This window comes from Nocardia sp. NPDC059764 (assembly GCF_042732555.1).
Taxonomy (GTDB): Bacteria; Actinomycetota; Actinomycetes; order Mycobacteriales; family Mycobacteriaceae; genus Nocardia.
The window spans coordinates 21,310-32,894 of the sequence record NZ_JBHWHH010000071.1 but is presented as its reverse complement, the minus strand read 5'-3'; the positions used below and the strand labels follow the sequence as shown (position 1 = coordinate 32,894).

General features: G+C 66.7%; 12 protein-coding genes. 5 read left to right on the top strand and 7 right to left on the bottom strand.

Features of this window, described 5'->3' with window-relative positions:
* From ACFV4K_RS17835 to ACFV4K_RS17825, 3 genes are all read right to left on the bottom strand, one after another.
* A partial coding sequence (locus ACFV4K_RS17835; protein ID WP_379276051.1) for a hypothetical protein occupies positions 1 to 251 on the bottom strand: 251 nt, incomplete at its 3' end.
* Positions 252 to 592: 341 nt separating this feature from the next.
* Positions 593 to 1,792 (bottom strand): lipid-transfer protein, encoded by a 1,200-nt coding sequence (locus ACFV4K_RS17830; RefSeq protein ID WP_357098192.1) that lies wholly within the window; start codon positions 1,790 to 1,792, stop codon positions 593 to 595.
* Positions 1,785 to 2,207 carry an OB-fold domain-containing protein gene (locus ACFV4K_RS17825; protein WP_357098208.1) on the bottom strand — a complete coding sequence of 141 codons (423 nt, stop codon included), beginning with the start codon at positions 2,205 to 2,207 and terminating at the stop codon, positions 1,785 to 1,787. Before ACFV4K_RS17825 ends, ACFV4K_RS17830 begins: the two co-directional genes overlap by 8 nt.
* Before the next feature lie 130 nt (positions 2,208 to 2,337).
* Here ACFV4K_RS17825 and ACFV4K_RS17820 point away from each other — a divergent pair, with 130 nt between their 5' ends.
* The 3 genes from ACFV4K_RS17820 to ACFV4K_RS17810 all read left to right on the top strand — a co-directional run bounded on the left by ACFV4K_RS17820 (position 2,338) and on the right by ACFV4K_RS17810 (position 5,693).
* A complete protein-coding gene (locus ACFV4K_RS17820) occupies positions 2,338 to 3,093 on the top strand; it encodes a GTP-binding protein (RefSeq protein ID WP_379276049.1) in 756 nt (251 codons plus the stop codon).
* Positions 3,094 to 3,424: 331 nt separating this feature from the next.
* Complete coding sequence (locus ACFV4K_RS17815; RefSeq protein ID WP_379276047.1) at positions 3,425 to 4,033, top strand: cutinase family protein; 609 nt, start codon at positions 3,425 to 3,427, stop codon at positions 4,031 to 4,033.
* A gap of 106 nt (positions 4,034 to 4,139) precedes the next feature.
* Positions 4,140 to 5,693: an acyl-CoA carboxylase subunit beta gene (locus ACFV4K_RS17810; RefSeq protein WP_379276046.1), complete on the top strand. Its 1,554-nt coding sequence runs from the start codon at positions 4,140 to 4,142 to the stop codon at positions 5,691 to 5,693.
* Positions 5,694 to 5,708: 15 nt separating this feature from the next.
* On the opposite strand, the gene ACFV4K_RS17805 is transcribed toward ACFV4K_RS17810, so the two are convergent.
* The 4 genes from ACFV4K_RS17805 to ACFV4K_RS17790 form a co-directional block, all read right to left on the bottom strand.
* The gene (locus tag ACFV4K_RS17805; protein ID WP_379276045.1) at positions 5,709 to 7,751 is read right to left on the bottom strand and encodes a M3 family metallopeptidase; all 2,043 of its coding nucleotides are present in this window, start codon (positions 7,749 to 7,751) and stop codon (positions 5,709 to 5,711) included.
* A gap of 259 nt (positions 7,752 to 8,010) precedes the next feature.
* Positions 8,011 to 8,292 carry a thiocyanate hydrolase gene (locus ACFV4K_RS17800; RefSeq protein ID WP_379095880.1) on the bottom strand — a complete coding sequence of 94 codons (282 nt, stop codon included), beginning with the start codon at positions 8,290 to 8,292 and terminating at the stop codon, positions 8,011 to 8,013.
* Between the two features lie 77 nt (positions 8,293 to 8,369).
* The gene (gene scnC, locus ACFV4K_RS17795; RefSeq protein ID WP_379276043.1) at positions 8,370 to 9,083 is read right to left on the bottom strand and encodes a thiocyanate hydrolase subunit gamma; all 714 of its coding nucleotides are present in this window, start codon (positions 9,081 to 9,083) and stop codon (positions 8,370 to 8,372) included.
* A complete protein-coding gene (locus ACFV4K_RS17790; RefSeq protein ID WP_379276042.1) occupies positions 9,080 to 9,919 on the bottom strand; it encodes an SH3-like domain-containing protein in 840 nt (279 codons plus the stop codon). Before ACFV4K_RS17790 ends, scnC begins: the two co-directional genes overlap by 4 nt.
* 329 nt (positions 9,920 to 10,248) lie before the next feature.
* Between ACFV4K_RS17790 and ACFV4K_RS17785 the strand changes: the two genes are divergently transcribed.
* Both ACFV4K_RS17785 and ACFV4K_RS17780 read left to right on the top strand, forming a co-directional pair.
* Positions 10,249 to 10,908, top strand: a complete 660-nt coding sequence (locus ACFV4K_RS17785; RefSeq protein ID WP_379276040.1) for an NUDIX domain-containing protein — start codon at positions 10,249 to 10,251, stop codon at positions 10,906 to 10,908.
* Between the two features lie 102 nt (positions 10,909 to 11,010).
* Complete coding sequence (locus tag ACFV4K_RS17780) at positions 11,011 to 11,433, top strand: VOC family protein (RefSeq protein ID WP_379276038.1); 423 nt, start codon at positions 11,011 to 11,013, stop codon at positions 11,431 to 11,433.
* Positions 11,434 to 11,585: the final 152 nt, after the last annotated feature.

Below are 11,585 nucleotides of genomic sequence, written 5' to 3'. Positions count from 1 at the left end.
GAGATGCCCGCCGAGAGGGTGCTGAGGACACCTTCTGCGTACCCGCCACCGAACGCGCTGCCCAGGCTCGCGCCCAGAGCGGTCAGGCCCACCGACCCGGTGCCCACCGCATTGCCGAGCTCCGAGGCCGAACCGGACGTGACGGGCAGGTCCACCGGAGTGGTGAGCGGAATGCCGTCCGCCGCAGCCGTTCCGATGCCAGCTCCGAGCAGCGCCGCCGACGCGATGCCCACAAGAATCGTTCGTTTCATAAAACTGTCCCTCTTATCCAGGTTGTCGGAACGGACGAGGTCGTCCCACTCCGCGGGCCAGAGCATATGAAATATCGCTAATTCAGATGAGTGTTTTGGACCGTTTGGTATCTCTGCCACCATCGATCCCGAGCGGCGGTTGCGAATAGTCCCGATTAGCGAATAAGTCGCCGGGAAGCGCTGGGGCGACACGATTTCCGTGAACCACAGGGTTGGACGTAGGAAAACCCGACGCGGGAACTTTGCCATGGCAACCGGCAATTCGACCCGGGCACGAAAAAGCCCGGGCCGGGGCCCGGGCTTTTCGGAGTGGACGCGATCTCAGCGCGTCACGAGGGTCCTCAGCGCGTCACGATGGTCGCCGAACCGTGGCCGAACAGGCCCTGGTTCACCGCGATGCCGGCGCGGGCGTTCTCCACCTGACGGCCGTCGGCCTGACCGCGCAGCTGCCAGGTGAGCTCGCAGATCTGGGCGATGGCCTGGGCGGGGATGGCCTCGCCGAAGCAGGCCAGACCGCCGGAGGGGTTGACCGGGACACGGCCGCCCAATGTGGTTGCGCCGCTGCGCAGCAGCGCCTCCGCGCCACCGACCTCGCACAGGCCGATGTCCTCGTACCAGTCCAGCTCCAGGGCGGTGGACAGGTCGTAGACCTCCGCCATCGACAGGTCCTCGGGGCCGATGCCGGCCTCCTCGTACGCGGCGTGCGCGAGGGAGGACCGGAAGGTGTGCGGCGGCGGCTCGACGGCCAGGGCCGAGTCGGTCGCGAAGTCCGGCAGGTCGAGCACGGTCTTCGGGAAGACCGGGGTGACCGTCGACAGGGCGCTGATCCGGACCGGGTCGGCGATGCCGTGCTTGCGCGCGTAGTCCATCGAGGTGAGGACCAGGGCCGCGCCGCCGTCACTGGTGGCGCAGATGTCCAGCAGCCGCAGCGGATCCGAGACGATGGCCGAGGCGGCGATCTCCTCGACCGACACCTCCTTGCGGTAGCGCGCGTACGGGTTGTTCAGGCCGTGGCGGGCGTTCTTCACCTTGACCGCGGCGAAGTCGTCGAGCGTGGCGCCGTGCAAGGCCATGCGGCGGCGGGCGTACAGCGCGAAGTAGATCGGGTTGGTCGCGCCGAGCAGGTGGAAGCGCAGCCAGTCCGGGTCGTCGCGGCGTTCGCCGCCGACCGGCTGGAAGAAGCCCTTCGGGGTGGTGTCGGCGCCGATCACCAGCGCCACATCGGTGAGCCCGGCGAGGATCTGGGCGCGCGCGTTGGCGATGGCCTGCGCACCGGAGGCGCAGGCGGCGTAGCTGCTGGAGATGCGCGCGCCGGACCAGCCGAGCGCCTGGGCGAAGGTCGCGCCGGCGACGAAGCCCGGGTAGCCGTTGCGGATGGTGTCCGCACCGGCGATGTAGCCGACGTCCTCGTGCTCGAGTCCGGCGTCGGCGAGCGCGGCGCGGGCGGCGACCAGTCCGTACTCGACGAAGTTGCGTCCCCACTTGCCCCACGGGTGCATGCCCGCGCCGAGGACTGCGATATCGCGATTCGTGTCAGTCATTGACCGGCCTCCACTTCCACACCGTGTGCTCCGCCTCGTCGTCCTCGTACAGGGTGCCGATGGCGAGTTCGACGGGCATGCCCACGGCCAGGTCGTCGACGGTGAACCCGCGCACCACCTGTCCGAGAATGACCATCTTCTCGACCTCGAGCTCGACGGCCGCGATCACGTACGGCTCGAACGGGTCACCCGAGACATACGGGGCGGGCGGCTTGTACCGGGCATCCGCGTACGACCAGATCCGGCCACGCGTGGAGAAGAGGTAGTCCTCCAGCTCGGAGCCGTCTTTCGGGCCCGCGCACCGGGGGTTCCGGCAGGCGAGGGTGTTCTTCGGGAAATACGGTGTGCCGCACTCCTTGCAGCGGCTGCCGCGCAGCCGCGCCACACCGTCATCCGCAGTGAACCAGTCGGCCACGGCGGGGCGTTGTTCTTTCTGCACAAGCCCGACGGTATAGGAACACGTTCTACTTTGGGGGCGAATTCCCCACGCGCGATCCACCCCCGGAGGTACGGTGAACCCTCGGATTGAGGAGTAACCCACCGCGATGGCCACCAAAGCTATTGACCCGCAGTCGATCCGCAACGTGACGCTCATCGGCGACCCCGCCGACACCACCCGACTGCTGCACCGCCTGCACGGCTCCGCCCACCCCGGCCCCGAGCTGCGCTGGTCCGCCGACCGAGCCGATCACACGATCCGCCTGTCCGAGGTCTCCAGCCACGCCCCCATCCCGATCCTGCAACGCGCCATCCGCGTCGCCGACAGCGTCATCGCCATTGTGAACGCCGCCGAAACCAACGCGCCCCGCCTGGAGACGATCCTCCAGATCGCCGACGACCACCAGGTCGCGCGCCTCTGCCTCGTCACCGCCCTCGACGATCCAACCGCCAACTTCCCCCGCTGCCTGCGCACCATCGCCGACACCCGAGGCGCCATCCCCCTGACCCTCCAACTCCCATTGGGCACCGGGACCGCCTTCGAAGGCGTCATCGACCTCCTCCCCCTCTGGGCCCTGGAACCCCTGGCCGCCGAAATCTACGGCCCCCACTGGAAATCCGCCGAACACGGCTACCACGCCCTGATCCGCACCCTCACCGAAGACACCACAGACTCCACCGAGCCAACCCTCGACCACCTGCACCGCCGAATCCGCTCCCTCACCCGCCTCGGCGACGTGGTCCCGATCCTGTGCAGCGCCACCCCCCGAAGCAACGACACCGCGCCCCTCCTCGACGCCATCGTGCGCTACCTCCCCTCCCCACTGAACGTCTGCCAACCCGAGCACGCGCTCGACTACTGATCCGGGTCAGATCCAGACCGGCGCAACCGGAACCCGGCCGACGGCCACGGATCGCTGCGGTCAGGGGGTCAATTCTGGTCCCATGTCAAGTAATTCACGTTACCGGCTCCCAATCAGGTTGCCCTCGAGCCATTTCGTCCTGAGTCGCCTCGTCCGGTCGAGGAGGGGATGGAATACGAGTAGCCTCCGCCAACGGTCCGGATCCGCCACGGCATAGCCGCCCGGATCGACCCATCGGAGCCCTGGCCGCACCGGGTCGAGCGGCCAGAACCGGTGGGATCATTTTTGCGTAGGCTGAAATCGGATTCGCCGTGTTCGAGAAAGTACGACCATGGGTAGAGCAATGGCGCTCTTCGCCGCGCTACTGATGACCATCCTCATCCCCGTCGCCCCGGCGATGATCTCCCAGGCTGGCGCGGACAGCTGTGTCGGGACCTGGACCATAGGGATCGGCGGTGGCGACAACGTCCAGTCGGCATTCACCCCGTATACCGACCGGGTGATCACCTACAGTTCCGCCGCCCCGGTATCGGCGATCGACGAACTCGACCGCCTGTTCTGGTCACACCGAGCAGAATGCCCGGGCGACCATATTCGCTTGATCGGCCACAGTCAGGGCGCGGCCATACTGCACGCGTGGATTACCGACCACCCGAACGCCGCCAACGCGAACGCCATTCTCCTGGCCGACCCCAAGCGCGCCCCGGGTCCCGGCGGCGGCGGGGTGTCCGCGACGCCCGGCAATTCGCTCGTCGGTTACCCCCTCGCCGGCGTGGACGATTGGTTCGGAAACGTCCCGGTTCTCACCGTCTGCAACCACGACGACCCGATCTGCGATGCCTCGGCCACGTGGCGGGGTTACGCCGAGGGCGCCCACCTCCGCTATGACTTCGACGTCAACGACTACGGCAACTGGGATTCCGGCGTCTGGTATCGCTAGCCGACGCCTGCGCGAACCGTGCCGACGAAAAGGTGGGCCCCCGTTTTCCACCGATACCGCCTAATCTCGCTGATGCACAACGGTTCGGCTCAGAAGGTGGCGGTAAGTGATCGGTACGCGGGCGAAGCTCGATGAACTGGCCAAGATCCTGGAGATCGCGGCGGAACCGGCGGGGGAAGCCGGGGTCGTCAAGCGGAAGAAGAAGGGAATTCCTAGCGTTCGGCAGCGGGTGCACATGCTGCTCGATCCCGGGACATTCATCGAGACGGGGGCGCTGGCTCGGCAGCCGGGACAACCGGACGCACTCTACGGTGACGGGCTGGTCACCGGTCGCGGGCTGATCGGGGGCCGGCCGGTGGTGGTGATCTCGCATGATCAGACCGTGTACGGCGGGTCGGTCGGGGTGACGTCGGCGCAGAAGTTCATGCGCGCACTGCAATTCGCGTTCGATACCGCGTGCCCGGTGGTGACGATCAACGATTCCGGCGGCGCCCGCATCCAGGACGCGGTCGGTTCCATCGCCTCCTTCGGCGATATCTCCCGGGTGCTGGAGAAGCTGTCCGGCTACGTACCGCAGGTGTCGATCATTCTCGGGAAATGCGCCGCCGGTTCGGTGTACGGGCCCATCAATACCGACGTGCTCATCGGCACCAAGGATTCCTACATGTTCGTCACCGGGCCGGACGTGATCAAAGCCGTCAACGGTGAGGACGTGAGCGCCGAAGAACTCGGTGGCGCCGAGGTGCAGGCCAAACGCGGCACTCTGCACCACGTGGCCGACACCGAGGAAGACGCCTACAAGTGGGCCCGCGACTACCTGAGCTATATGCCGACCAGCTGCCTCGAGCAGCCGCCGATCGTGAATCCCGGCCTGGAACCGGAGATCACGGCGCACGACCGGGAACTTGACACGGTCATCCCGGATTCCGATCGCTCCGGGTACGACATGCACGAGATTCTGCTGCGCCTCTTCGACGACGGCGAATTCCATGAAATCCGTGCAACATTCGCGCCGAATCTCATCACCGGATTCGCGCGCGTCGACGGCTATCCGGTCGGCGTGATCGCCAATCAGCCACTGGTGCTGGGCGGTTCGATCGACGCCGCCTGCTCGGACAAGTCGACCTACTTCATCCGGCTGTGCGACGCGTTCAATATCCCGCTGGTGTTCGTCGCCGACACCCCGGGCGTGCTGCCGGGTCTCGCGGAGGAGGCGGCCGGCGTGATCATCCGCGGCGGCCGCACACCCCGGGCGATCATCGAGGCCACCGTCCCGATCATCAACCTGGTGGTGCGCAAGTCCTACGGCGGCGCCTACGGCATGATGGCGGCCCGGCAGGTCGGCGCGGACATCAGCCTGGCGTGGCCGACCGCCCGCATCGCGGTGATCGGCGCCGACAGCGCGGTCGACCTGCTCGGCAAGCGCCAGTTGGCGGCGATGCCGGAGGAACACCGCGCCGCCGCCCGCGAATTCATGGTCAACCAGTACAACGAGACGATCGCCACCCCGTGGATCGCCGCCGAACGCGGCTACATCGACGCGGTCATCGAACCGTCCCGGACCCGCCTGGAAATCCGCCACGCCCTCCGACTACTCCGCGACAAGCCGAAGGTGAAGCCGGAATTCAACCCGCGCAAGCACGCCATCTACCCGATGTGAGCCGATGCGGCCCGGTCAGGCGGTCAAGCCTCGCCGGGTCAGCAGGGGTTCGATGATCGGCGGGCGGCCCCGGAACGATTCGAAGGCCGCCATCGGGTCGACCGAGCCGCCGCGCGAGAGCAGTTCCCGGCGGAACGCCGCACCCTTGTCGCGAATGGACGCGGCATCGTCCTCGAACCAGGTGACGGTGTCGGCGTCGAGCACCTCGCTCCAGATGTAGGAGTAGTAGCCGGCGCCGTAGCCACCCGCGAAGATGTGCGAGAAGTAGGCGGTGCGGTAGCGCGGCGGGATCGCGGCCAGGGCGACACCGGCCTTGCCGAGGGCTTCGGCCTCGAAGGCTTCGGCTTCGACGCCGTCCGTGGCCCCGGCGGGCAGGCGGTGCCAGGCCCAGTCCAGCAGCGCGGCCGCCAGGTATTCGACCGTCCGGAACCCTTCGCCGAACTGTCCCGCCTCGAGCATGCGTTCCACCAGCTCGGCGGGCATCGGCTCCCCGGTCTCGACATGCTTGGCGTAGTTGGCCAGCACCTCGGGGCGGGACATCCACATCTCGTTCACCTGCGACGGGAACTCGACGAAATCGCGGGGCACCGCCGTCCCGGAGAAGAACGGGTACCGCACATTCGAGAACAGCCCGTGCAGCGCGTGGCCGAACTCGTGGAACAGGGTGCGCACGTTGTCCCAGGTGAGCAGGGCCGGTTCGCCCTCCGGCGGCTTCACGATATTGAGGTTGTTGACCACGACCGGGCGCGTGCCCAGCAGCGTCGACTGGCCGACCAGGCTGTTCATCCACGCGCCGCCCCGCTTGGACGGGCGGGCGAAGAAGTCGCCGAGGAACAAACCCAGACCCGAGCCGTCGGCGTCGAAGACCTCGAACACCCGGACTTCGGGGTGGTAGCCGAGCAGATCCGGGCGCTCCTGGAAGGTGACGCCGTACACCTCACCGGCCGCGAAGAAGACGCCGTCCCACAGCACGCGTTCGAGCTCGAAATAGGGACGCAACGCCTCGGCGTCCACCGAGAACTGTTCCGCGCGAATCCTTTCCGACCAGAACTGCCAATCCCAGGCGCGCAGGTCCTCGTCGTCGCCCGCCGCGCGCATGGCCGCGGTGAGTTCGCCCTGTTCCCGCTCGGCATTGGCCACCGCGGGCGGAACGAGCTGCGCCAGCATCTCCTCGACCGCGTCCACCGTCTTCGCGGTCTGGTCCTCGACCACGTACGCCGCATGATCGGAGTACCCGAGCAGCGCCGCCCGCTCGGCGCGCAACGCCGCCATCCGCACCGCCAGCTCGGCATTACCCCCGTCCGCGCCGAACCCGCGCCCCAGCGACGCCGCCATCATGCGCTCCCGCACGTCGCGGTCGGCCAATTCGGCCAGCACCGGCTGGTTCGACACATTCTGCAAGCTCAACGCCCACGCCCCCGGATGCCCGAGCGCCGCCGCGTTCTCGGCCGCGGCCGCCACCGCCGCGTCCGCGAGCCCCTCCACTTGCTCGGCCCGATCCAGAATCAGCGCCGCGGCATTGGTGTTGGCCAGATTGTTCTTCTTGAACAGCGTCGACGCCGACGCGAGCTCGGCGTTCAACTCCCGCAACCGTGCCTGCTGCCCCGCGTCCAGCCGCGCGCCCGCCCGCACGAACCGCAGCCGATACCGCTCCAGCAGCCGCACCTGCTCCGCGTCCAGCCCGAGCTCCCCGCGCCGCTCGTACAGCCCCTCGATCCGCTGGAAAAGCTCCCCGTCCAGCAGGATCGAATCCTCGTGCGCCGCCAGCCGAGGCGACACCTCCGCCTCGATCGCCTCGGTCCGCTCCGTCGAATCCGACGACGCCACATTGAAGAACACCCGCGACACCCGCCCCAGCAACTGCCCCGACAGCTCCAGCGCCTCAACGGTATTCGCGAAGGTCACCTCCCCCTCGCCTGCCGTGATCCCCGCGACCTCGGTCAGCTGCTCCGCCATCCCCCGCTCGAACGCGGGCAAGTAATGCTCGTCCCCGATCTCCGCGAACTCCGGAAGCTCATACGGCAGCGCACTGCGCTCAAAGAAGGGATTCCTCGACATACGCGCCACCCTACGTACTGCCCACCCCCACCGCCCATCCGTAAGTAGTCGACCAGCAGAAATACCGGAAACTACGGATTCCACACGGGCGCTGACACCGCACTATGGATAGCAGCAAGTACTTGGCAACACCGTCACCCCCATTCGGCGGAATCGCCCGACAGATCTCGCCAATGACGTCGAGATCAGGCTCGAAGAAGCGCCGCAGTCGTTCAGATCAACCGAATGGGGTTGTCACATCCTCCGCTCACCCTCCTGGTCAGGCTTCCAGTCTGGCTCGGATGGTGGCGAGGCGTTCCCGGAGTTCGGATTCGTCGATGACGCCGCGGACCACCAGCGAGTGCGCCAAGGCGACGAGCTGGTTTTCCGGGTAGGGCAGGTCGGCGTAGAGGGTCGACGACAATGAGTCCTCTTCGTCGCGCCGCTCCTTGAAATCAGGGATGTTCGCCGCGCAGGCGGCGTTGTCCAGGGCGTCGCACATCCCGTCCAAGCTGGTCTTCCAGGGCGGCACCGGGTTGCTGACGCCGTATTTGGCGGCCATCCGGGGCCACACCTGGTTTCGTTCCACGATGCCCCGCAGCGACGAGATTTGTTCCGTGCTCACGATTGCCCGCTCCCTCAGTCGACTGGATGGATGGCCGCACGCGTATCGGTGATGACATTGCTCGTCACGCCCACCTTCGGCAGGGCGACACCGATCAAGCAATCGCGGGTGATGATGTCGGCAAGCTGGTCTTCGCTCCAATCGGCGGTTCCCTCCGGGCGCATCGGCATCACCATGAAACGGTGTTTCTGGTTGGAGTCCTGCACACGCACCGCGACACCCTCTGGCAGGTCGAGCCCGAATTCCGACAGCACTTGGCGCGGCCAGCGGACCATGCGCCGCCGGTAATTGGGCGTGCGATACCACTCGGGGGAATTGCCGAGAATCGGCCGCGGGTAGCACGAGCACAAGGCACAGACGATCACATTGTGCAGGTCCGGTGTGTCCTCGAGAATCTCGAATGCGGTGAAGTCACTGGGTGTTCCGAAACCGGTGGGTTCCAGCCAGTCCACGCCGACTTCCCGGCTGGCGGTCATCGGCTCCGCGAGAGCGAGCGCCTTGAACTCGGGGTCGAGCCACGCCCGAGCTACCAGGTGCGCGGCGGGAGCCGGCCCGATCTGCTCGGCGAACTCGGTGAAACGGCGATGCTCCTCGGCGGTGAAAATGCCTTTCTCGATACACAATTCGCGGAGTGCGATCTCCAGGACTTCGAAGTCCGTGATTTCGTCGACCATGGGCGCAACCGTGCGCACATGGTCGTGGTCGTGGTCGTGATCATGGCCGGTCATTCGATCCCTTTCAGCCAACGCTCGGGCAGCTCGGTTTGCAGGGTGTCGGTGCTCGTTCCGGTGTAGCCGTACCACAATTCGGCGAGATTGAACCGAACGACGTAGAACCACTCCGGTTTCGCGTCGGGACGGTCCCACGTTTCGTCCTCGGCCGCCGGGCTTTCATAAGCGACAGAAGCGATTTCACCTTTGGCGCCGCGGACGTACTCCGGCGTCCGCGTGTAGAACAGGGCAGGCAGTTCGCGCACGATCACGGCATCGCCGACACGGAACTTCGGTTCCCCGGCCTGGCCCGCGAATACCTGTGGATCGCCCTTGCCGACCGCCTCGACGTGGTGCTGATTGCGTTCGACCCGCGACCCGTCCCCTTCGAACTTCGGTCGAGCCTCGATAGGCCTGCCATCGAGGCCACCCGCATAACGGTCCTGAACCTCGATCATCCGCTCGCTCAACTCGCCGAGGCTGATGTGATGCTTCTCGACCAGGACGCGCGCGACAGCGAGCAGCCACCGAGCGTAGTACGGAATCCCCAGATAGATCGCGCGACCCACATCGACATTCCCCATCCGGCGCCGCTCCTCCGACAACCAGATTCCACGCCAGGCCAGCACCTCACAGATCACATACGTGTTGTGCTCCCACACCTCGTACTGCTTGTTCTCGTACTTCATCGGCGCACACGGCTCACCGCCCACATCGTGAACGGTCTTCATATAGGCCGCGAAGTGCTCGTGATCCATGAGATCGGGAGTCGGCGCGTCCGGAGTCTCGGGATACGAGGATTTGAGGCGAGCGACCAAATCCAGCTGGTCTGCCCGCTGGGCGGCACTGCTCATGACGGCTCCCTTCCTCGGCGGATAGCAAACCAAGGCCAAATCCGGGCCGCACCACATCAGGTGTTAAGGAGATCAGAGCTGAGACACGAAGACCCAGGTGCGCTTCCGACCTGGACCTAGGGACATCATCCTACAGCTGCTCGCTACCCGCCTACCGCGCTCACCGCGGCCGATAGTTCGCGCGGACCGCCGGTCGAGCATCTACAGCTACCCTCGGATATCCGCCTTGCCGAGAGCATGCTCCGCCGCATCGATCCGCCGCGCACCTTGGAGTCCATCCTGACCGAGAACTTGAATGCGTTCGCGCACACCACGACCGAGGCCCTCCGATGACGGCCGGCATCGACACCCCCGACCCTCGCGGCCGCACCGGCCTGGACCGGCACGGCCGCGACCTGACCGGAAACCCGCGGGTCCGGATCCGCGATGTCGACGTGCTGTCCTGCAACTGGTACGTCCTGCGCAACACCACCTTCGACTACCAGCACAGCGACGGCCACTGGACCCGCGAACAGCGCGAAACCTACGACCGGGGCAATGGGGCGACCATCCTGCTCTACAACACCGCCCTCGAAACCGTCCTGCTGACCTGCCAATTCCGCCTGCCCGCCTACGTCAACGGCCACCCGGACGGCATGCTCCTCGAGACCGCCGCCGGCCTCCTCGACGGCGACACTCCCGAACAGGCGATCCGCCGCGAGGCCCAGGAAGAAACCGGACACCGCATCGGCGCCGTCGAACCGGTCTTCGAGGTCTACATGAGCCCCGGCTCCGTCACCGAACGACTCCACTTCTTCGCCGCCCCCTACGACCGAGCCGACCACCTCGCGGACAGCCACGGAGTCGCCGCGGAAGGCGAAGACATCACCACCGTGGAAATCCCATTCCCCCGTGCGCTCGCCATGATCCGCACCGGCGAGATCGCCGACGCCAAAACGATCATGCTCCTGCAATGGGCCGCCCTCGACGGCCCCTTCCGCCGGCACTAGCCGCGCCTCGGGTCGAAGACCATGTCGGCCGCACCGATTACTTTTTCCGTGCGACCCCGTCTGCACCCACGACCCCGGTTACCGCAAGGAAGAAGGACAGCCATGACCACCGGAAAAGACCTCGTACTCACCCACGTCGCCGTCCTGGTCGGCGACCAGCAGCAAGCCCTGGAGTTCTACCGCGACGTGATCGGCCTCGAGGTCCGCCAGGACATGCCGTTCTTCGGCGACGTCCGCTGGCTCACCCTCGGTCCCGCCACCCAGCCCGGCATCGAGTTCCTCCTCGAAACCCCCACCATGAACCCCAACGAGGCCGCCGTCCAAGCCAACCGCGCCCGCCTGGAAAGCCGAGCCATGGGCACCCTCATCTTCGTCACTGAAGACGTCGACGCCACCTTCGCACGCCTCGAAGCCGCCGGCGTCCCCGTCGAACAGCCCCTCATCGACCAGCCCTACGGCATGCGCGACTGCGGCTTCGCCGACCCCTGGGGCAACCACCTCCGCTTCTCCCAGCCCCAGGGCTGACCTGCTCGAGGACACAACGGGACCCTTGCATTTCCCTGCCACACGGGCCCCTTCGGAATGCCGGAGCCCATCCGTCGAAACGGATGGGCTCCCGAGATCGCTTGCGACGCACGGACTTATAGGGCTAACCGCGCCGGTGCGGTCCGCGATGG